The organism is candidate division WOR-3 bacterium, assembly GCA_039801085.1.
GTDB lineage: Bacteria > Hydrothermota > Tepidihabitantia > Tepidihabitantales > Tepidihabitantaceae > JAOABP01.
On record JBDRTY010000005.1, the window covers coordinates 59,592 to 79,789 of the forward strand.

At 56.5% G+C, this 20,198-nt stretch carries 16 protein-coding genes and 5 tRNA genes; 12 read left to right on the forward strand and 9 right to left on the reverse strand.

Annotated features, from left to right (window positions below; genetic code table 11):
- Window positions 1-207 precede the first annotated feature (207 nt).
- Genes nrdR through ABIK48_08205 form a run of 3 tightly spaced genes read left to right on the forward strand, consistent with a single transcriptional unit; the run spans window position 208 to window position 3,415 of the window.
- Window positions 208-681: a transcriptional regulator NrdR gene (gene nrdR / locus ABIK48_08195; GenBank protein MEO0022137.1), complete on the forward strand. Its 474-nt coding sequence runs from the start codon at window positions 208-210 to the stop codon at window positions 679-681.
- Entirely contained in the window at window positions 665-3,190 is a 2,526-nt protein-coding gene (gene nrdD, locus ABIK48_08200) for an anaerobic ribonucleoside-triphosphate reductase (GenBank protein ID MEO0022138.1), read from the forward strand. The genes nrdR and nrdD overlap by 17 nt, the downstream gene beginning before the upstream one ends.
- Window positions 3,191-3,415 (forward strand): DUF167 domain-containing protein, encoded by a 225-nt coding sequence (locus ABIK48_08205; GenBank protein MEO0022139.1) that lies wholly within the window; start codon window positions 3,191-3,193, stop codon window positions 3,413-3,415. It begins immediately after the preceding gene.
- Here ABIK48_08205 and ABIK48_08210 read toward each other — a convergent pair.
- Both ABIK48_08210 and ABIK48_08215 read right to left on the reverse strand, forming a co-directional pair.
- Window positions 3,412-4,923 (reverse strand): Rne/Rng family ribonuclease, encoded by a 1,512-nt coding sequence (locus ABIK48_08210; GenBank protein MEO0022140.1) that lies wholly within the window; start codon window positions 4,921-4,923, stop codon window positions 3,412-3,414. The two genes, ABIK48_08205 and ABIK48_08210, sit on opposite strands and share 4 nt — an antisense overlap.
- A gap of 13 nt (window positions 4,924-4,936) precedes the next feature.
- Entirely contained in the window at window positions 4,937-7,354 is a 2,418-nt protein-coding gene (locus ABIK48_08215; protein ID MEO0022141.1) for a TIGR03960 family B12-binding radical SAM protein, read from the reverse strand.
- 105 nt (window positions 7,355-7,459) lie between these two features.
- Between ABIK48_08215 and ABIK48_08220 the strand changes: the two genes are divergently transcribed.
- The 6 genes from ABIK48_08220 (at window position 7,460) to ABIK48_08245 (ending at window position 9,758) form a co-directional block, all read left to right on the forward strand.
- The gene (locus ABIK48_08220) at window positions 7,460-9,283 is read left to right on the forward strand and encodes a peptidyl-prolyl cis-trans isomerase (GenBank protein ID MEO0022142.1); all 1,824 of its coding nucleotides are present in this window, start codon (window positions 7,460-7,462) and stop codon (window positions 9,281-9,283) included.
- Window positions 9,284-9,332: 49 nt separating this feature from the next.
- Window positions 9,333-9,405 (forward strand) — tRNA-Glu (locus ABIK48_08225).
- A gap of 3 nt (window positions 9,406-9,408) precedes the next feature.
- A tRNA-Gly gene (locus ABIK48_08230) sits at window positions 9,409-9,481 on the forward strand.
- Between the two features lie 16 nt (window positions 9,482-9,497).
- Window positions 9,498-9,569 (forward strand) — tRNA-Cys (locus ABIK48_08235).
- Between the two features lie 15 nt (window positions 9,570-9,584).
- Window positions 9,585-9,670: transfer RNA gene (locus ABIK48_08240), tRNA-Leu, on the forward strand.
- A 15-nt stretch (window positions 9,671-9,685) separates the two neighbouring features.
- Window positions 9,686-9,758, forward strand: a tRNA-Lys gene (locus ABIK48_08245).
- Window positions 9,759-9,780: 22 nt separating this feature from the next.
- Here ABIK48_08245 and ABIK48_08250 read toward each other — a convergent pair.
- The 6 genes from ABIK48_08250 to rpmA are packed head-to-tail and all read right to left on the reverse strand — an operon-like array spanning window position 9,781 to window position 14,484.
- Window positions 9,781-11,412, reverse strand: a complete 1,632-nt coding sequence (locus ABIK48_08250; protein ID MEO0022143.1) for an FAD-dependent oxidoreductase — start codon at window positions 11,410-11,412, stop codon at window positions 9,781-9,783.
- A gap of 9 nt (window positions 11,413-11,421) precedes the next feature.
- Window positions 11,422-12,156, reverse strand: a complete 735-nt coding sequence (locus tag ABIK48_08255) for a 4Fe-4S dicluster domain-containing protein (GenBank protein ID MEO0022144.1) — start codon at window positions 12,154-12,156, stop codon at window positions 11,422-11,424.
- Between the two features lie 3 nt (window positions 12,157-12,159).
- Complete coding sequence (locus ABIK48_08260; protein ID MEO0022145.1) at window positions 12,160-12,720, reverse strand: Fe-S-containing hydro-lyase; 561 nt, start codon at window positions 12,718-12,720, stop codon at window positions 12,160-12,162.
- Window positions 12,721-12,723: 3 nt separating this feature from the next.
- Complete coding sequence (locus ABIK48_08265) at window positions 12,724-13,566, reverse strand: fumarate hydratase (GenBank protein MEO0022146.1); 843 nt, start codon at window positions 13,564-13,566, stop codon at window positions 12,724-12,726.
- Window positions 13,566-14,222: an MBL fold metallo-hydrolase gene (locus ABIK48_08270; GenBank protein MEO0022147.1), complete on the reverse strand. Its 657-nt coding sequence runs from the start codon at window positions 14,220-14,222 to the stop codon at window positions 13,566-13,568. Before ABIK48_08270 ends, ABIK48_08265 begins: the two co-directional genes overlap by 1 nt.
- 1 nt (window position 14,223) lies before the next feature.
- Window positions 14,224-14,484 (reverse strand): 50S ribosomal protein L27, encoded by a 261-nt coding sequence (rpmA, locus tag ABIK48_08275; GenBank protein ID MEO0022148.1) that lies wholly within the window; start codon window positions 14,482-14,484, stop codon window positions 14,224-14,226.
- A gap of 367 nt (window positions 14,485-14,851) precedes the next feature.
- Here rpmA and ABIK48_08280 point away from each other — a divergent pair, with 367 nt between their 5' ends.
- From ABIK48_08280 to gyrB, 3 genes are all read left to right on the forward strand, one after another.
- The gene (locus ABIK48_08280) at window positions 14,852-16,534 is read left to right on the forward strand and encodes a T9SS type A sorting domain-containing protein (protein ID MEO0022149.1); all 1,683 of its coding nucleotides are present in this window, start codon (window positions 14,852-14,854) and stop codon (window positions 16,532-16,534) included.
- 96 nt (window positions 16,535-16,630) lie between these two features.
- Window positions 16,631-16,939: a DUF721 domain-containing protein gene (locus ABIK48_08285; GenBank protein ID MEO0022150.1), complete on the forward strand. Its 309-nt coding sequence runs from the start codon at window positions 16,631-16,633 to the stop codon at window positions 16,937-16,939.
- 44 nt (window positions 16,940-16,983) lie between these two features.
- Window positions 16,984-18,876 (forward strand): DNA topoisomerase (ATP-hydrolyzing) subunit B, encoded by a 1,893-nt coding sequence (gene gyrB / locus ABIK48_08290; GenBank protein ID MEO0022151.1) that lies wholly within the window; start codon window positions 16,984-16,986, stop codon window positions 18,874-18,876.
- 65 nt (window positions 18,877-18,941) lie between these two features.
- On the opposite strand, the gene ABIK48_08295 is transcribed toward gyrB, so the two are convergent.
- Entirely contained in the window at window positions 18,942-20,186 is a 1,245-nt protein-coding gene (locus ABIK48_08295) for a type II secretion system F family protein (protein ID MEO0022152.1), read from the reverse strand.
- Between the last annotated feature and the right edge of the window lie 12 nt (window positions 20,187-20,198).

Sequence of the window (20,198 nt, forward strand, 5' to 3'; positions counted from 1 at the left end):
AAAAAATGTGGATAAATATGTGGATAACAAGTTGAGTAGCTTATTTTATGCAATATACACCTTGATTATTGCGTAATTTTCTATTATGCTGAAGTATTCGGCATAGCTAACACAAATATATTTTTATCAATAAATTACAGATGGGTGATTGATTAATTATTATGTTTGACATGCTATATATTGTGGTATAATATATAATTAATCTATATGAAGTGTCCATACTGTTCATGTGAAGAGGATAAGGTTTTGGACTCGAGGCCGGTTCAGGATGGGAATGCGATCCGTCGCAGAAGGGAGTGCTTAAAGTGCGGCAGGCGGTTTACAACTTATGAGTATGTAGAGCGAATGCCTTTAATGGTGATTAAACGTGATGGCAGGCATGAGCCATATGACCGGCAGAAGGTGGTGAACGGTATTGTGCTTGCCTGTCGGAAGCGGCCGGTGGGCAGAAATGAGATTGAGCGGGTTGTGGACGCACTGGAGCGCCGGTTGGAAGAGGAAGGCAGGGTCGAAGTGAGTTCCGCTGAGATTGGCGAACTGGTGCTTGAGCAGTTGATTGAGATTGACCCGGTAGCCTATGTCCGGTTTGCGTCAGTCTACCGGCAGTTTACCAGTCCAGAACAGTTTGTTGAGGAGCTGAGAAAAATAAAGAAGGAGGCAAGAGGTGTCAGAGGAGAATAATCACCAGGAACCCAAGTTGCAGCAGGCGCGGCTGCCGGCAGCAGGGGGAAATCCGTCTGACGAGGGGCGGCCCAATAAATGGCATTTTCGTAAAGTGCAGAAGCGCTCCGGCGAGCTGGTGGATTTTGACATTGACAAACTTGCCGGTTCGATCTTCAATGCTGCCCGTTCGGTCGGGGGCGAGGACTACAATCGCGCCCGCTGGTTGGCAGAACGGGTGGTAGAGTACCTTTACGCCCAGCGTGGTCCGCACATTCCGACGGTTGAGGAGATCGGCGATGCGGTAGAGAAGGTGCTGGTCGAATACGGTCATGCCCAGACTGCCAAAGCGTATATTCTGAAACGGGAAGAGCGGGCGCGGGCAAGGCGGCTGGAGGCGGTGCGGGTTAAGCCCATGTTGTTCGGCAAGCGCGATACAACCGAGTTTGCCCTGTTTGTCCGCTCTTCCGATGATACGATCCGGAAGTGGGACCGTTCGCGGATCAGCCGGGCACTGGTGCGTGAGGCCGGGCTGGAACCGGAAATTGCCGAGGAGATCGCCCGGGAGGTTGAGGAGATGATTGTAGATGCCAATGTCCGGAGGGTAACTTCGAGTCTGGTGCGGGAACTGGTTAATGCCAAGCTGGTGGAGCGGGGACTGGAAGAGGCGCGACGGCGCCATGCCCGGCTTGGGGTACCGATTGCTGATGTGGAGAATCTGATTCTCTACAAGAACCGGGAGAACGCAAATACCCCGCACAATCCCGAGGCGACGAATATGACCCTTGCTGAGTGGACATTGAAACAGTTTGCCCTGAGTTCGGTATTTGATGCTGATATCGCCGATGCTCACACCCGTGGTGATATCCATCTGCATGACCTAGGTTTTATCAATCGACCTTATTGCTCCGGGCAGTCACTGGAGTATGTGAAGAAGTTCGGGCTCAATCTGCCGAATGCGTTATCAATGGCAAAGCCGGCGCGCCATCCGGAGACGCTTCTGGCGCACATGGTCAAATTTTCGGCAGCACTGCAGGGGCATTTTGCCGGGGCGATCGGCTGGGATGCGGTTAACATCTTTTTCGCACCATTTCTGGTCGGGATGAGTGACAAGGAGATTCACCAGCTGGCGCAGATGCTGGTTTTTGAGTATTCCCAGCAGAATGTTGCCCGGGGTGGTCAGGCGATCTTTTCCGACATTAATCTTTACTGGGAGATGCCGGCACATTTTGCCGAGGTGCCGGCAATCGGCCCTGGTGGTGAGTATACCGGCAAGAAATATGGTGAGTATCTGAACGAGGCACAGCGGTTTGTCTGGGCGATATTTGATGTTTACCGGGACGGTGACGGTTCCGGTCGGCCGTTTTTCTTCCCCAAACCGCTCGTCCATATCACCGAGAACTTCTTTAGGACCCCTCATTATCAGGATTTTCTCAATCATATCGCCGATGTCGCTGCCGAGAAGGGTAATACCTATTTTGTCTTTGACCGGGGCAAGACCGCCAAGATCAGTGAGTGCTGCCGGCTCAGTTTCAAGCTGGATGAGCATGATATGAATGATGCCAGAACCCCATGGAAGATGCGCTACTGTGCACTGCAGAATGTGACGATCAATCTGCCCCGGGTGGCTTTTCTTGCCAATCATGATGATGAGGTGCTGTTTTCACTTCTGCGGGAGCGGATGGAGATGGTTGCCCGGGCGCACGAAGAGAAGCGGACTTTCATTGAAAAGCTTCTGGCACTGAAGTCAGAGGGACCGCTTGCGCTGCTGACCATGGATGCGGATGGCGAACCCTATCTGCGGATGCACCGGGTGACCTATCTTGTCGGCGTTTTGGGTTTGAATGAGATGGTGCAGTATCACTTGGGCAAGGAGCTCCATGAAAGCGAGGAGGCGTTCAGGTTCGGTTTGAAAGTGATGGCGTTTCTCAATCTGGAGTGCCGGCGTCTGGCAGCGGAACACAAAATGCGACTGGTTATCGAGCAGACTCCGGCTGAGTCAACGGCGTTCCGGCTGGCAAAGCTGGATCTGGAGCTCTATCCGGAGCAGGCACAGCAGGTGGTCAAGGGCGATCTGCAGTCCGGAGCGGTTTATTATACGAACTCCACCTATCTGAATATCGGAGCGGCGATCGATCCGATTGAGCGGGTTTACCTTGAGGGCAAGTTTCACGATATGATTGAGGCGGGCGCGCTGACTCATGTCTGGCTGGCAGATTCCCGGCCGCCAAAGGAGGCGATTGCCAATTTTGTGCTTAAGACCTATCACCGGACCCGGAATGCCCAGATTGCCTTTTCACCTGAGTTCACGACCTGTGCACGGTGTCACCGGACGAGCCGGGGTCTCAATGCCACCTGTCCCTACTGCCATTCAGCCGAAGTAGACTACATCACGCGGGTGACCGGGTACTTTTCCCGGGTTTCCGGCTGGAACGCCGGGAAGAAGCAGGAGCTCAAGGACCGGTTCAAGAGTGACCTGATAAATATCAATCCGGTCCGGGTGCCGATTCTGCGGTTTCAGGAATTGTGAATGGTGCGGGTCAAGGTTCGGGTGAAGCCCGGTTCCACCAAGAACCAGGTTGTGCGTAATCCGGATGGAAGTCTGATAGTTGCGGTCCGGGAACCACCGGTTGAAGGCAGGGCGAATCGGGCAGCCGCAGAACTGCTCGCCACCTTTTTCCGGGTACCAAAGTCCGCGGTCCGGCTGGTGGCGGGCACCCACTCGCGTCAGAAAGTTTATGAGATCGGTGTTTAACCGGATTCAGTAAGAAGCTTGAATTCGGTTGGTGCCAACTGGTAATCGGTTTTGACATCAATTGCCAGTTCGTAGCGCCGGGCAAACTCAGATAGTCGTTCGAACCATTCGGTGGTGAGGAATTCGGTCATCATGGGAGAAGCGAGAATACGGACCTTTCGACCCCGGAGTTTTGGGAGCCGGGTGAGGATGAGGCGTTCAATCCGCATTGCCACTTCGGACCGAGAACGCACCCGGCCTGATCCCTGACAGACCGGACAGGTTTCAAAGAGCAGATACATCATTCCGGGCCGGGTTCGTTCCCGGGTCATCTCCAGTAATCCGAACCGGCTCATTTTGGAAAAATCCGATTTTGCCCGGTCATGTGCCAGATGATTCTTCAGTTCCTGTACTACCCGTTCGGTGTTTTTCGGATCCTGCATGTCGATGAAATCAATGATGATCAATCCGGCAAGATCGCGCAGCCGGATCTGGCGGGCGATTTCCGCGGCCGCTTCCAGATTGGTCTCAAAGATCAGTTTTTCCGGGTCCTCCTCCTGGGCGGACCGGCCGGTATTGACATCAATAGCGACCATCGCCTCAGTCTGGTCGATAGTAATGAAACCACCCCCCTTGAGCCAGATGCGTTTGTGAAACAGCCGTTCCAGTTCCGCTTCAACACCGGTGAATTCCAGAAGCGGGACTTCACCCTGATAATGTTCAATCCGGCGCCGGAAACGGGGTGCTACCCGGCTGACATAGCTGAGCAGCTGCTGATAGACCGGTTCGTAGTCCACCAGCACCTTTTCCACCTGCTCACTCAGGAGATCACGAACGACCTTGAGGGCGATTGAGGGTTCTTCATAAAGCAGCGCCGGTGCACTGTGCTGTTCTGCCTTCTGTCTGATTTCCTCCCAGGTTCGTTCCAGCTCCTGGTATTCCCGCCTCAGGTCATCAACTGAAGCTTCCTGTGCTACGGTGCGGATGATCAGACCGGCCTGCGGGTTCTTGAACTGGCGGACCGCATCGCGCAACCGGCTCCGTTCACGGCGGTCGGCAATCCGGCGGGAGATGCCGATTCGCTGAGCGTTGGGAAAGTAAACGAGGTAACGACCGGGGACCGAGACCAGTGATGTCAGTCGGGCACCCTTCTCCGCAAACGGGTCCTTGACGACCTGAACCAGGATTTCCTCACCTTCGCGCAGAGTGATCGTGCGGGCGGGCAGTTTTTCCGGTACCCGGCTCCGGCTCGTGCCGGTGTCCGCCTCTTCAATTTCATCACCTTCCAGGATATCAAACTCCGGAATTTCGGTCAGGGGCAGAAAACCGTTTTTGCGCAGACCAATGTTGACAAAGGCACCACGCAGGCCCTTGACCACATTTTCTACCCTTCCCTTGTAAATCCGGCCGACGAGATTCTGCTGTTCTGCCCGTTCAATGTAGAACTCAACCAGCCGGTCCTGTTCAAAGACCGCAACTCTGGTTTCCCATTCATTGGCACTGATGACAATTTTCGTTCTTACTTTCATTCTTCCTCCCCGATCAAGTGATGTTTTCGCCCAGCGGAGTCCGCAGTGAGCCGTCGGAGAAAATGAGACAGTCCAGGCGTTTTACCTTCAGAGCTCTTGCCTCCGATTCGGTGATGCCCAGGAGAGCTGCCACCACCGGGAACAGTTTAACGCCCGGTGCGATGGTCAGGTCAAGCAGCAGGGTGCGATCGGACCGTACCTGAAGGCGGCGGACTCCGGCGGGAAGTGGCTGATTTTCAGGCAGGGTGAGTGCCGGCGGAATCCGGATTTCATATCGACCGAGATTGATCAGTTCGCCGAGGGATGGCGCACTCCGGGGAACCGCCTGGGCGGCAACGATCCGGATGCCACGGGGCAAAAATGGCCCGAGGTCGCGGGCGATGTTGCCCGAATACTGAAAGTCAAGAAACAGATCGACATATTCGCCATCCGAAAGCACGCCGACCGGCAGGGGTGGTCCGAAGGAAAGCATCGGTTTTGGGGCAAAGCCGCGGGTGTATAGAACCGGAAGTTCGCTCCGGCGCAGTGAACGGTAGAAGGCGCGGACACGATCAAGATGAGCGGCAAAACGAAACGGTTCATCAACCACATATTTCAACCGTAGCCGCTTTTTCAGCTGTTCTATCGTTCCGGCATTGAGGTGGCCGAAACCGGATGTATTGGCTGTGCTCGATGGCGGATGCGGGCGTTCTGGTGCTGGACTATTGCAGGCACCACAGCCGGTGCAGCCTCCGGTCAGGCAGTCCGGGGTTTCAATCCCAGCCTTTGCCCGTTCAAACTCCTGAAGAAGAAACTGCCGGCTGACTCCGACATTAATGAATTCCCAGGGGAGTTGTGCTGCCGGGTGCTGTTCCTTAAGGTAGGGACTCGGGTCGACAGCGCAGGCGGCAAGTGCCTCCTGCCAGCGGGTGAAATTGAAGAACTCGGTCCATTCCTGATAGATGCCTCCGGCCTCATATACCCGTTCAATCACCTGACCCAGTTTTTCATCTCCCCGGGCAAGCAGCGCCTGAACCCAGGAACATTCCGGATTCTCCCATTTGGGCTTGATATTGCGCCTTGAGAGCATGTCCTTGAGCAGAGCGATCTTTTCCCGGGTTTCGGTAATGTCGGCGAATCCTGCCCACTGCAACGGGGTGTGGGGTTTGGGGATGAACGGGGTGAGGTTGAAACGCACAGTCCGGCTCCGGCACAGCCGGGCGACTTCGAGGACGAACCGGGCAATCTCCCGGACATCCTCTTCGGTTTCCCCCGGCAGTCCGATCATGAAATAGAGTTTGATTCCGCCCCAGCCGGCATCCAGAGCATTGCGGATTGACTCCAGAATTTTTATTTCGGAAATATTCTTGTTGATAAATGAGCGGAGCCGGGAAGAGGCGGTTTCCGGTGCAAAGGTCAAGCCTGCCTTCTTTACCTCCTGCAGATTGATCGCCAGCTCCGGAGTGAAGTCCTCACCACGCGTTGATGGCAGGGAGATGGAAACCCGTCGTCTGAACAGACGCTGATTCAGCCGCTGAACCAGCTCCAGCAGATAGGGATAATCCAGAGCCGAGAGGGCAAGGAGGGAAACTTCCTCCCACCCGGAGGCACGGATTCCCCGTTCCGCCAGCCGGACGATCTGGTCCACATCACGGAATCGGACGGGGCGGTTGATCATGCCTGCCTGGCAGAACCGACAACCCCGGCCACAGCCGCGGGCGATCTCGACGGTGAGACGGTCGTGGGTGATTTCACAGATCGGGACAATGGGCGGGAAAGGAAAGTCTTCCTCCCGGAGCTGAGATACAATACGGCGTTCCACCCGCTGGTTCCGGATGTCGGTATAGCCGGGGACAAACAGACCCCGGAGCCGGGCAAGGCGGGATAGAAGTTCGTCCCGGTTTTTGCGGTTCCAGTCGGCATACACCGCGCTGATTTCCCGTACCACATCCTCGCCGTCACCGATGACAAACACATCAACAAAATCCACCAGGGGCAGCGGATTGACAGTGCAGGGTCCACCGGCAATAATGAGCGGATCGGAATCGCCACGTTCAGAACGGTGCCGCGGGACACGGGCGAGATCAAGGAGATAGAGCAGGTTGGTGTAGGAAAGTTCGCTCTGGAGCGAAACGCCGATGATGTCAAACTCATTCAGGGGCTGTCCTGATTCCAGGGCATAAAGCGGCAGTTGTTTTGCCCGGAGCAGATCGCCAAAGTCGGGCCAGGGAACATAAGAGCGCTGACAGCTGACTCCATCCAGGCGGTTGAGAATGGAATACAGTATTCTGAGGCCGTAGTTGGACATACCAATTTCATAAACCTCGGGCATTACCAGCACCCAGCGGACCTGCTCACTGCCCGAGCCGGTATAATAGGCGTTGTATTCGCCGCCGGTGTAGCGGACTGGTTTGGTGACGAGGGGTAGAACCTCGTTTAGCTGCTCATTCATCGCTGAAACAGTATATTAGGCTGGTGAAGTTAAAAGTCAACAACCGTAAGAAATGCAAGCTTGCCAAATTGACTTGTGGGGAAATTTTCATTAAAATAGACCATTATGCTGAGCACATTACGGAAGAGAGTAAAGGTGATTATGATTATTGTGGCGGTAACATTTATCGCCGGTTTTTTGATGAGCGAAGTCTGGAATCTGATCCGCCGGGGCGATCGGAAATCCCGGCACAGCGTTCCGCCCGGAGTGGTCGGACAGGTGGGGGATTATAAGGTGAGCCTTGAGGAATACCGGCAGGTGCGGCAGTATATTGCTGGTAAGTATCACAAAGATAGTATGTTTCGCGATCTGACCAATGAGGATGAAACCCGGATTGAGCATCTGGCCTGGAACCATCTGGAGACCGAACTTACCTGGGCGAAAATTTTCAAACAGACCAAACTGGACATCACTGAGGGCGAACTGGAATGGATTATCAGTAATTTCCCCCCTCAGGGGCTTTTGAATCATCCGGACCTGATGACCGATGGTAAGTTTGATACGAACAAGTACCGGCAGGCGCTTGCCAATCCGAACAACCGTCCCTTCTTTGCCCAGTATGCCCGGGAAATTTACGAGCAACTCCGGCCCCAGAAGCTTCAGCTTTATGTCGCCGGTGCGATCCTCGTGCCCAGAAATGAGGTGGAGCAGACGATAAATCTTGCGAATACTGTGGCAACTGTGACCGCATTGTATATCGGACCGACAGCGCTCAGCGATTCGGAGCGGAGCTATGAACCCTCCGAAGCTGAACTGCGGGCGTATTACAACAAACACCGCCGCGATTTTCAGCCCAAGGAGGAAATCCGGGAGCTGAAGTTTGCCTTCTTCCCCTTCACCATTACTCCTGAGGATACGCAGGCGGCGCGGGCAAGGATTGATGAGGCGTATCGCCGGTTGCTGGCGGCAGATACCGGCGGTCTGCGGGACAGCTTCGAAATGGCGGGGCTGATGTTTGGCGATTATGAACCGGATACAGTATCGGTTGCCTTTACCAAGGAACAGTTTGCACCACCAGTGGAGTCGATTGTCCGCCGGCTCAAGCCGGGCAGTTTCACCAGGCCGCTGGCAACCGGCAATGGCTGGCAGATCATTCTGCTGGACAGCGCTCGGAACGATACCTTCTGGGTCCGGCGCATCCGGACCCGGGTAAAGCCGGATGAGGCGCGGGAGCTGGCGGTCCAGGATAAAATCCGGGAGTTTATGGAACAGACGGCTGCAGGTGAATTTGATTCGGTGGCACTGCGGATGAATCTGATGGTGGGACAGACCCCGGCACGGGTTGTTGGCAGGAAACGGCTCAACTGGAGTGTTCAGATTTACAATCCGGGTGAGCTGGTGGCGTGGGCAGCAGATGCAAAAGTTGGCGAGATCATGCCGATACCGATGCGCGGTCCTTATGGCTATTATGTATTCCGGCTGGAGCGGATTGTGCCGACACAGCCGGTGCCATTTGAGCAGGTGAAGGAGGCGGTGAAATGGCGGCTGCGTCAGGAGCGGGAAAAGAAGCTGTGCGGTGAAATGGCACAGGCAGCGCGTCAGGCACTGAAGCAGGGGAAGAGTTTGGAGGATTATGCAGCTCAGAATCCGCGGGTGGAACTGATTCATGAAGTAGTCAATGGCACTACCGATATCATGGCACGGGGACGACGGGGTGCGGAATTTGTCGGTGCGGCGCTGGCGCTGGAGCCGGGTGAGACCGCAGGGCCGATCATGACCAACTGGGGCTATTACATTATCCGGTGTGACAGTAAACAGGCAAATGAACGGCCGGTGCTGAACCGGGAAAACTATGTCCAGTCACGGCAGCAGACGCTGTTTCAGGAGCTGTGGGACAAGATTACCGAACAGCCGGAGACGAAGGACTGGCGGCTGGTCAGAAGTTATTGACGGAGCCCGGTCTGATGGTTATATTTAATAGGGCGGTAGCAACTGGACCGGCCCCATCGTCTAGCGGTTTAGGACATCACTCTTTCAAGGTGAAGGCACCGGTTCGACTCCGGTTGGGGCCAGATGCGGGAGTAGCTCAGCTGGTAGAGCATCACCTTGCCAAGGTGGGGGTCGCGGGTTCAAATCCCGTCTCCCGCTTTTTTCATCATAATCTGGCGGCATAGCCAAGCAGCAAGGCAGCGGTCTGCAAAACCGCAATTCCGGGGTGCAAATCCCCGTGCCGCCTCTTGAAAACTGGGGCGCCGGGGTGGCGGAATGGGCAGACGCAAGGGACTTAAAATCCCTTGACCCGTCAGGGTCGTGCCGGTTCGACTCCGGCCTCCGGCACTGCATGTCAAGTTCGGGCCGTTAGCTCAGTTGGCAGAGCACCTGGTTTTTAACCCGGTGGCCGCAGGTTCGAGTCCTGCACGGCCCAGTCCTTATTTTAGGGCGTGCGATCAGCCGGCGAAAACAAACGGAGTCTGCAGTTCAGGCCGGCGGTATTCCGGGAAGAGGATCGGTGCGCAGCGGTCCCGAGGAATGCCGGCAGTTTTGAGTTCAGCCTGAAATTTCTGAAGATGATGAAATCCCGCGGTCTGGTCAAAGCTGACAGTTTTTGATTTTTCCGCTGCCGACCTGCCTGCCCGCCGGCCGAATACGAGGATGTCCAGCAGGGAGTTACCCATCAGCCGGTTCCGGCCGTGGATGCCGCCGGCAACCTCCCCAGCCGCATAAAGATTTTTAACCCCGGTTTCCCCCTGATCGTTGATCAGAATTCCACCGTTCTGGTAATGCTGGGTCGGATAGGTCAGAATCGGCTCTTTGTCCATGTAGATGCCGAACCGGGCGAACTGGTGATACATCGCGGGCAGGTTCTTCTTGACCGCACCTTCGCCCTTGAGGATTTCAATCAGCGGGGTGTCCAGCCAGACACCGACCCGGCCGGTCGGGGTGACAACGCCGTTGCCCCGTTCGGTGCATTCGCGGATGATCGCCGAGGCGGTGATGTCCCGGCTTTCCAGCTCGTAAATGAACCGGTTGCCCTGGACATTCACCAGATGGGCACCAAGCCCGCGCACCTTTTCGGTGATCAACTGGCCGACAATCTGCTCGGGATAGGCGACACCGGTCGGGTGATACTGGATGGTGTCAATGAACACCAGCCGGGCACCAGCCCGATAGGCGAGGACCAGGCCGTCGGCGGTAGCGCCGTAATGGTTGGTGCAGGGGAAGCCCTGAATGTGGAGCCGGCCACAGCCGCCGGTGGCAAGGATGACCGTCTTTGCCCGGACAGTAAACAGCTCGTTGGTATCCAGATTGACAAACGCCGCACCGCAGCAGGCGCCCTGGTCGTCGGTTAAGAGTTCCAGTGCCGCACAGAACTCCAGCGCCTCAATCCGGCGGTTGCGGAATTCGTCCCGGAGCGTGCGCATGATCTCGGCGCCGGTGTAGTCCCGGCAGGCATGCATCCGCTTTCTCGAGGTGCCGCCGCCGTGGATGGTGATCATCGTGCCATCGGGTTTTTTGTCAAACATCACCCCCAGCTCCTCAAGCCAGGCGATGATGCCTGGCGCATCGGTGACGAGCGCCCGTGCCAGTTCCGGGATGTTCTTGAAATGGCCACCACCCAGGACATCCAGATAATGGCGTTCCGGGGAGTCGTTTTCCTTGTCCGCGGCCTGAATTCCACCCTGCGCCATCATCGTGTTGGCATCGCCGAGCCGGAGTTTGGTGACAAGCAGTACCCGGGCACCGTTTTCCTGAGCAGTCAGGGCAGCGGCAACACCCGCACCACCGCCACCGATCACCAGCACATCAACGGTAAACTTCGGGCGGGCGGGATCAAACCGTTTCGGGTCAACGAGCGGCCAGGCTTCCAGCACATCCGCGAGTTCATGCGGGGTCCGGTCACCTTTGTTCGGACCGACCTGCAGTTGCCGCATGCTGGTCTCAATGTAGTCAGGATGGAAGGATTTGAGCAGTGCCTTTTTCGCCTCAGCATCGAGCAGAGGGATTTTGCCCTGCCGGATGCGCTCCTGCCGGGTTGCTTCCAGCTTCCGGATTGATTCCTGCATCGACGGTGGATACATTCAAGCCTCCTATTCCGGTTCGATATCCCGCTCCTGGTAATAAAGGCGGGAAAGTTCCGCTTCGCTCATCCGGGTGAGCCGGTCCAGTCCGGGCTCAAATTTGCCCGAGTTTATTTCCTCAAGCCGGCGGACGAGATGGCTGGCCCGAGGTGCGATCTTGGCACCGTAGAGTCGGCGTGCCAGGAGAGCGACATTGTAATGGACGATCTCTGCCGGACAGCGGCTGGCACACAGTCCGCACATGATGCAGTCAAAAGACATGTCGGCAACGCGGGCGATGTCACCGCGGATTGCCGCCTGGATATAACCCATGACATCGATATCCTGCGGGCAGATCTTGGTGCAGGAGTTGCAGGCGATGCAGCGCATCAGCTCGGGATAATGACGGACCAGCACCTGAGTATCGGGCTGGAGCTGGCTGATATCATACTCCTTTTTATTGGCGGGGTAGAAGGGAATCTGAGTGAGATACATTCCGTCTTCAACCACCGTCTGACAGGCAAGTCCAACCTTGAGTTTGTAGGAGTCGCGGGTCCGGTAGACGGTGCCGCAGGCGCCGCAGAATCCGCCCCGGCAGCCGCAGCCGCGGATGAACCGGTAGCCCGCATACTCCATTGCCTTCATGATCGTCAGCTCCTTCGGCACCTGATAGGCTTCGCCCATCACATAGATGGTAACAAATTCGCCTGCGGGCTGAGCCTCAACCGGTTTCTTTTTTCCCGTTCTGGATGTCCGTTTTGCCATTTTTCAGCCCTCCTTTTTGTAGCGGCGCACGCCCTCCTGATACAGGTCAGCTCCATAACAGTCGTTGACTACAATCACCGGCAGATTTTCCACTACCAGCTCCTGCAGGGCTTCCGGTCCCAGCTCCTCATAGGCGATGACCCGGGCTGAACGCACCCGCTGTGCCAGCAGTGCTGCGGCGCCACCGACCGCAGCAAAGTAGACTCCGCAGTATTTTTTCAGGGCTTCGATCACCGCCGGCGAGCGGTTGCCCTTGCCGATCATACCCTTGAGTCCGGCGGCAAGGAGAGCAGGCGTATATGCATCCATCCGGTAGGAGGTGGTCGGTCCGCAGGAGCCGATCGGCCGGCCCGGTTTTGCCGGGCTGGGTCCGACATAGTAAATAACCGCCCCGCGGAGGTCAAAGGGCAGAGTTTCGTTATTCTGGAGCGCAGCCACCAGCCGCTGGTGGGCGAGGTCGCGGGCAGTGTAGATCGTGCCGGTAATGGTCACCGCATCACCGGCATGCAGACTTTTTACTGCCTCTTCGGTAAGCGGAGTGATAATGTTTTTGATCTGACTCATGATTCAAATTACCGCACTTCTGTGCCGGGCGGCATGGCAGTTGATGTTGACCGCGCAGGGCAGGGTGGCGATGTGACAAGGAAAGGCTTCGATGAATACCGCCAGCGCGGTTACCCTGCCGCCCAGACCCTGGGGACCGATGCCCAGTTTATTGATCTCCTCCAGCAGTTCCTGCTCGAGCTGGGCATAGAACGGGTCCGGGTGGAGGGAGCCGATTTCCCGCAGCAGCGCCCGTTTTGCCAGCAGGGCGCATTTTTCAAATGTGCCGCCAAGACCGACACCGACAATCACCGGCGGGCAGGGGTTTGCCTGCGAGCGCCACACCCGGTCAACAACAAATTTCTTGATACCCGCCACACCATCCGCAGCTGAGAGCATTTTTATCTCACTCATGTTCTCACTGCCGCCCCCCTTGGGCTGGACGGTGATCTTCAGACGGTCACCCGGGACAATTTCCGTGTAGATGATTGCCGGGGTGTTATCACCGGTATTCTTGCGTCGGAGCGGGTCGGCAACAATTGACTTGCGCAGATAACCATCAGTATAACCCTTGGCGACCCCGGCCTGAATCGCATCGTAAAGCTCGCCACCTTCAATTTTTACCTGCGAACCCACCTCCAGCCAGACAACCGCCCAGCCGGTGTCCTGGCAGATGGGCATCATTTCCTCCCGGGCGATCTGCTGATTTTCCAGCAGCTGGTTTAAGATCTCCCGGCCGGTCGGGCTCTCTTCAATCTCCCGTCCCTTTTCCAGCGCGCGGACCACATCCTCACCAAGGATGCAGTTTGCCTCAATGCAGAGCCGGGCAACCGTGTCGCGAATCTGATCAAACGGGATGGTGCGCATCAGAGTGCCGGCTCCAGAATCCAGGTTTCAGTCTCCTGAGGCAGATTTTCGGGGGTAATCTCAATCTCGGATCTGCCGAGCCGCCGGACCTGCGGGGCAAGCCGGGCAAACTCTTCAACCCCGGCGATCTGGAAGCCGAGTTTGTGGGTCTTGAAATGCATCGGAATCACCAGTCTGGGCTTCACCCGCTCCACCAGCTTGACTGCCGATTTGGCGTCAATGGTAAACAGTCCGCCCACTGGCACGAGCAGGATGTCAACCCTGCCCAGCGCCCTGACTGTTGCTTCATCCGGCAGATGCCCGAGATCACCACAGTGGACAATCCGCAGGTTGTCAATCTCTATGATAAAGATGGTATTTTTCCCGCGCTCCGCTCCGCCGGACGGATCGTGAAAGGTTTCAATGCCGGTAATTTTCACCGATTTGACTGTGAAGGGTCCAGTTCCCTTCAGCGCCGGCGGTCTGCCGGGCAGGAGTTCAGCGCCATTGTGATCCGCGTGATCGTGGCTGACCGTGGCGGCGTCAGCACGCTCGGTAATCCGGTCATAACTGACCGCACCATCATATGCGCCCGGTACATAAGGGTCGGTGATGAGCTTGGTGCCGTCAGCGGCGGTCAGGGCGAACGCCGCATGACCGAGCCATTTGATTTTCATTTCAGTTTGACAGCGGAATCACCGAGACCCGCTGCTTGTTCCGGTTCACCCATTCAAACCGGACAAACCCGTCGGTCAGGGCGTAGAGGCTGTCATCGCCGCCCCGGGCGACATTTCTCCCCGGCAGAAACTTCGTTCCGCGCTGGCGGACGATGATTGCGCCGGTGCGCACCCGTTCACTGGCAAACGCCTTGATACCCAGCCGCTGACCCGGGCTGTTCCGGCCGTTCTTGGCTGTTCCGCCGCCTTTTTTATGTGCCATATGAACTCCTTTTGCTGCTGTTCGGTCTGCACAAATGTTTTAAGACTGAATTATATGATAAACTGGTTAAAAGTCAATAACACAGTTTCAGAATTTGGTGATGGTGATGCCTTTACCGTCATGGGAACTGCCCCCTCTCCTGCCGGCATCGGGGATTAATTTTTTTCCCCAAGCTCATGAAAACCTGCGGGTTACTGATCTGGCAGATCAAACCGGGTGTGAAATTCTGCCCGGGTTCGGACTCTAATCATAGGGGAAGTAGTTTATTGACAAAATGCGGGAAAGTGTTATAATGATTCTGCCCGCCGTGATGTTCACCTTTTGGGGTTGAGATGTTACGCCGGGTAAAATTAAACAAGGAGTAGCAATGGCTGAAAAAATAGTAATGCTGAGTGTGGGGCTGATGCTGAGTATCGCCCTGGCAGTAACAACGGAGCGCAATGCTTCCAGTGCTGCCCGTCCGGATGATGTTCCGGCATTTTACAATTCAAGGTCTTCGGAATCGGCAGTGCCGACCCGAATGGTAAATGAGCCGGATGTCCCGCCCGGGAGGGTTGAGACTCCGGCAGCACCGGCGCAGGGTGAACCACCGCAGGTTTTGGAAATGAGTGATCAGGGTAATCCGGCAGAGCCGAGACCGCTCTGGGGTCAGGACATTAGGGTTTACAGCGGTGGTCTGCGGTCGCCGTCTTCGCCTGGCAGTGAGCGGATGATCGCCTATGACCAGACTTCAACCGGCACCCTTTTTGCGGCGTTTGTGGTGCCAAACGGCGACACGATGCGTATCTACCGTTCCACTGATAACGGCAGCACCTGGAGCAACTGGAACGGGGTTATCCACTCGGGCAATGTGCTGTCATCACCGGAACTGGTGGTAGCAGAGGGTGATTCCAGCTTTGTCTTTCTGTTTCTGCGCACCTCCGCCAATAATGGCGATATCTACTGCGCCCGCTTCGGGCTGACATCCGGAGCAGCGATCTTTGCGGTCAAGGCGGATGCCGATACGGTGGTCAATCTTGCCGCCTGCCGGGACAACAGCAACCCCTATTATCTTTATGTCACCTATGAGTATCGCAACGGTCAATACAATGTCGGGCTTTTCCGTTCCACTGATTACGGCAAGAACTGGACCACGCCGGGACTGTTTGTGGTTGACACCCGGGTCCCGCCCAAGCCGGATGTGGCGGTCGGCTACAACAACCGGGTTCATGTCTCATATCTCGACAAGCGGTTGAGTTCGGTGGACTCGGCCTCGTTCCGGATCAAGCGCAGCACCGACCGGGGCACGAGCTGGGAGCAGTCAAGGCAGGTGGGGGCACCGACGGTGCGGGTGTTTGATGGTGTGCTCGGTGCCCGGAGCAGCAGTCAGACGCTCTGGCTTGTTCATGTCCGGGATATGGACCCGTTTAACGGCAAGGGGCTGGGTGTCTTCTATTACTACACGGCAGGTAATGATACCGTGTTCAGTTATGGTGGCGATGCCGGGATCGGCCATCTGGATACGGACAATGATGAGCAGATGCCAAGTATCGCCACGCTGCATAACGGTGGACCGCCCACAGTCGCCTATGCGATTGTGCCTTCGGAGTCGCTGATGTTCACCTGGTGTTCGGGTGATACCAACTGGACGATGCCGATCAAGGTGAATGACTACCGGCACACCGGTAACTTTGCGCCGGCAGCAGGCTGGAAGACTACAGGCGGCAACAACTACTCCGCCGTCCTCTATGCCGGGGTCGGACCTCTGGACCTGTGGTTTGACTCCTGGGACAATACCACCGGTATTGCTGAGGGGAGAACCGGTCTGAGCCGGAGTTTAGTGCGGGTGAATCCGAATCCGGCGCAGGGGTCCGTACACCTCAGCTGGGCAAAGCCGGCTTCCGGGAGTGCCGAACTGGTAATCCGGGACATTACGGGCAGAGAGGTGAGCCGGCTTCGGGGTGCAACGGGTGCGGTCTGGAACTGCGCGCAGGTGCCTGCTGGTGTTTACCTCTTCCGGTTTGCAGCAGAAGGCAGCAGTGAGACCGGCACGATTGTCGTCACGCACTAAAAGCCGAGTGACAACTCAGGGCAGGGTTTTTACCCTGCCCTCTTTTTTAAAGCGGGGCTTGAAACGGGCTGGAAATCTGTAATATAAATAAAAGCTATGGGCGGTAAACGCCGAACCAGTTTCAAGAGCATTGCTGAAAGCCTGCCGGCAGTGCTGAGGGAAATCGGCTTGGCGGAAAAGGTGGCAGCATTTCAGGCGGTGGTGCAGTGGTCCGAGATTGTCGGACCGGCAATTGCCCGGCACACCCGGGCGCTGGGAATTGAGGGGCAGACGCTGCTGGTCGCGGTAGATTCACCTGCCTGGATGACCCAGCTGTTTTATCTCAAGAACGAAATTCTGAAGAAGGTGGCAGAACACATCGGCGCCGGACTGGTAACCGAAATCCGGCTGGTGCTGAAGCGGTAGTTCTGCCACTTGATTTTTACCCGCCAGTTTGATAAGATACAGTAATGGCAGAAACCTATAATGCAGCACAGATTCATGTTCTGAAAGGGCTGGAGGCGGTCCGGCACCGGCCGGCAATGTATATTGGCGATGTCGGAACCCGGGGTCTGCACCATCTGATCTTCGAGGTGGTGGACAATGCGATCGATGAGGCGCTTGCCGGCTACTGCGACCTGATTACCGTCACCCTGCACAGCGAAACTGAGGTTTCGGTTGAGGACAACGGCCGGGGGATTCCGGTGGACATCCATCCGATTGAGAAGAAGCCGGCGCTGGAGGTGGTGCTGACCGTGCTCCATTCCGGGGCAAAGTTTGAGCACAAGGTCTATCAGATTTCGGGCGGGCTGCACGGCGTCGGGGTTTCGGTCGTCAACGCCCTCTCCGAGTATCTGATCGCCGAGGTCTACCGCGAGGGCAAGGTTTACTGGATGGAGTTTGAACGGGGTAATGTCAAGAGTGAACTGAAGGTTACCGGCAAGACAAAAAAGCGGGGCACAAAAATCACCTTCAAGCCTGATGCCAGAATTTTCAAGAAGGTGGAGTTCAGCTATGACATTCTGGCGACCCGGCTCCGGGAGCTCGCCTATCTGAACAAGAATCTGACGATTAAACTGGTGGATGAGCCTTCAGGCAAGGAGGAGACATTCCACTTTCCCGGCGGGCTGGCGGACTTTGTTGCCTATCTGGATCAGGGGCGGAACCGGCTCCACAAGCCGATCGTGATTGAGGAACAGCGGAACGGGATGGAGGTTGAGGTTGCGTTTGAGTATAACGACGGCTATGTGGAGAGCATCTTCTCCTTTGCCAATACGATCAACACCCATGAGGGCGGAACCCACCTTTCCGGGTTCAAGGCGGCGCTCACCCGCTGCATCAATGACTATGCGCGCAAGAGCGGCGCGCTCAAGGAGGGAATTGAGCTTGCCGGTGAGGATACGCGGGAGGGGCTGACTGCGGTCGTTTCGGTAAAAATTCCCGACCCGCAGTTTGAGGGGCAGACCAAGACCAAGCTGGGCAACAGTGAAGCCAAGAGTGTCGTGGAGACGGTGGTCAATGACCGGCTGTCCGCCTATTTTGAGGAGAATCCGCGGGTGGCAAACCGGATTGTTGAGAAGGTGATTGCGGCGGCGAAGGCACGGCTGGCAGCCCGCAAGGCACGGGAGCTCGCCCGGCGCCGGTCGCTCCTGGAGTCGGATACCCTCCCCGGCAAGCTGGCGGACTGTGCCTCTGAGGACCCGGCGGAGAGCGAACTGTTCATCGTGGAAGGTGACTCGGCGGGCGGATCAGCCAAACAGGGCCGGGACCGGCGGTTTCAGGCGGTGCTGCCGCTGCGGGGCAAGATTCTCAATGTCGAGAAGTCGGGGTTGAACCGGATTCTCTCCAACAATGAGATCCGGGCGATCATCTCCGCCATTGGCGCCGGGATCGGCGAAGATGACTTTGACCCGGAAAAGGCACGCTATCACCGGATTGTCATCATGACCGACGCGGATGTTGACGGCTCCCACATCAGAATTCTGCTTTTGACTTTCTTCTACCGGTTCATGCAGCCGCTGATTGAGGCGGGGTATCTCTATATCGCCCAGCCACCGCTTTACCGGGTGCGGCACGGCAAGCAGGAGCACTACTTCTACAGCGATGAGGAGCTGGAGAATTTCCGCAAGAGACTCAAATCCGACAGCCTGGAGATCGCCCGGTTCAAAGGGCTGGGGGAGATGAATCCGGAACAGCTCTGGGCGACAACCATGAATCCTGAGACCCGGACTCTGAAGCAGGTGACGATGGAGGATGCGACCGAGGCGGATGCGGTCTTCCGGATGCTGATGGGGGAAGAGGTGGAACCGAGACGGGAGTTTATTGAGAAGAATGCCCGCAAGGTGGAAAATCTGGATGTCTGATTGAATGGCGGCAGAAAAATTAAGCCGGCTCGGGAAACCGAACCGGCATTTTTTTTACATTTTTTTCAGTGTACGCCGTAACCGCCCGAGGAGCCGAAGCTGGTGAGAATCGCCATGTAGGGCATGAGGATGGCAACGATCAGAAACACCGCACCGACACCCATGAAGAGAATGAGGATCGGTTCAATCATGCCGGTGAGGTTCTTGACCGCATACTCCACTTCGCTGTCAAAGTAGTCGGAGATCTGTTTGAGCATGTCATCCAGTGCACCGGACTCCTCGCCGGTAGCAACCATCTGGACGACCATCGGCGGAAAGACTCCCAGTTCGCGCATCGGGGCAGCAATACCCCGGCCCCGGCGGACGCTCTCCGCCAGCTTATCCACCGCCTGGGCAAGATAGACATTGCCGATCGTTTTGGAGACGAGGTTGAGACTGCGCAGGATCGGCAGACCGGTGCGGTCCAGAGTTTCGAACATCCGGGCAAACCGGGAGAGTGCCATCTTGTAGATGATCGGTCCGAAGATCGGCAGCCGGAGCTTGAGCCGGTCCCACCACATTCTGCCGACGCTGGTCCGGATAAACATGTAAAAGAGAACGACGACCGCGGCGATCAGCAGGACGAGCAGATACCAGTACTTGCCCATGAAGCTGGTGACCATGATCAGGATTTGAGTCGGAAGCGGCATCTTACCGCCGACGGTTGTCAGCAGCGAGACGAATTTCGGCAGAACGAATGTTGCCAGGACCGCAACTGCGATGATGAAGAACACCATCAGGATGATCGGATAGCGCATCGCACTGCCGACATCGGACTTGAGCTTGCGGTCGTGTTCCAAGAGCATGACCAGCCGGTCAAGGATGTCGTCAAGTACACCGCCCGTTTCTCCCGCCCAGATGGAGTTGACATAAAGCTCGTTGAAAACCCGGGGATGCTTTGCCATCGCCACCGAAAGCGAGGCACCACCCATCAGGTCCTTGCGGATCGCATCCAGCGCCCGGACAAGCGCCTTGGACTTGGTCTGCGCCTGCAGGGCGGTGATAGCGGTGAGCATCGGCAGGCCGGCACGGTGCAGGGTGACGAACTGGCGGGTGAAGTTGATCAGATCAACCGGTTTTACGCGTTCAAACAGCTGGTTGAGATTGAACTGGGGACCGGCTGCTACCTTGCCCTTTTCCTCCCGGATCGTGATCGGAACATAGCCGTAGGTTTCCAGCTTCTCGGTGATGCTGGCAACATCGGTGCCCTCAATGGTTCCGGAAAGGATTTTACCATCCTTGTCCCGGACCTTGTAACGGAAAATGGGCATAATGCCTCCTTA

Excerpts from the sequence above, each read along its gene's own strand:
- nrdR (MEO0022137.1), top strand. The coding sequence starts at position 208 with ATGAAGTGTCCATACTGTTCATGTGAAGAGGATAAGGTTTTGGACTCG.
- ABIK48_08205 (MEO0022139.1), top strand. The coding sequence starts at position 3,191 with ATGGTGCGGGTCAAGGTTCGGGTGAAGCCCGGTTCCACCAAGAACCAG.
- ABIK48_08210 (MEO0022140.1), bottom strand. The coding sequence starts at position 4,923 with ATGAAAGTAAGAACGAAAATTGTCATCAGTGCCAATGAATGGGAAACC.
- ABIK48_08215 (MEO0022141.1), bottom strand. The coding sequence starts at position 7,354 with ATGAATGAGCAGCTAAACGAGGTTCTACCCCTCGTCACCAAACCAGTC.
- ABIK48_08220 (MEO0022142.1), top strand. The coding sequence starts at position 7,460 with ATGCTGAGCACATTACGGAAGAGAGTAAAGGTGATTATGATTATTGTG.
- ABIK48_08250 (MEO0022143.1), bottom strand. The coding sequence starts at position 11,412 with ATGTATCCACCGTCGATGCAGGAATCAATCCGGAAGCTGGAAGCAACC.
- ABIK48_08255 (MEO0022144.1), bottom strand. The coding sequence starts at position 12,156 with ATGGCAAAACGGACATCCAGAACGGGAAAAAAGAAACCGGTTGAGGCT.
- ABIK48_08260 (MEO0022145.1), bottom strand. The coding sequence starts at position 12,720 with ATGAGTCAGATCAAAAACATTATCACTCCGCTTACCGAAGAGGCAGTA.
- ABIK48_08265 (MEO0022146.1), bottom strand. The coding sequence starts at position 13,566 with ATGCGCACCATCCCGTTTGATCAGATTCGCGACACGGTTGCCCGGCTC.
- ABIK48_08270 (MEO0022147.1), bottom strand. The coding sequence starts at position 14,222 with ATGAAAATCAAATGGCTCGGTCATGCGGCGTTCGCCCTGACCGCCGCT.
- rpmA (MEO0022148.1), bottom strand. The coding sequence starts at position 14,484 with ATGGCACATAAAAAAGGCGGCGGAACAGCCAAGAACGGCCGGAACAGC.
- ABIK48_08280 (MEO0022149.1), top strand. The coding sequence starts at position 14,852 with ATGGCTGAAAAAATAGTAATGCTGAGTGTGGGGCTGATGCTGAGTATC.
- ABIK48_08285 (MEO0022150.1), top strand. The coding sequence starts at position 16,631 with ATGGGCGGTAAACGCCGAACCAGTTTCAAGAGCATTGCTGAAAGCCTG.
- gyrB (MEO0022151.1), top strand. The coding sequence starts at position 16,984 with ATGGCAGAAACCTATAATGCAGCACAGATTCATGTTCTGAAAGGGCTG.
- ABIK48_08295 (MEO0022152.1), bottom strand. The coding sequence starts at position 20,186 with ATGCCCATTTTCCGTTACAAGGTCCGGGACAAGGATGGTAAAATCCTT.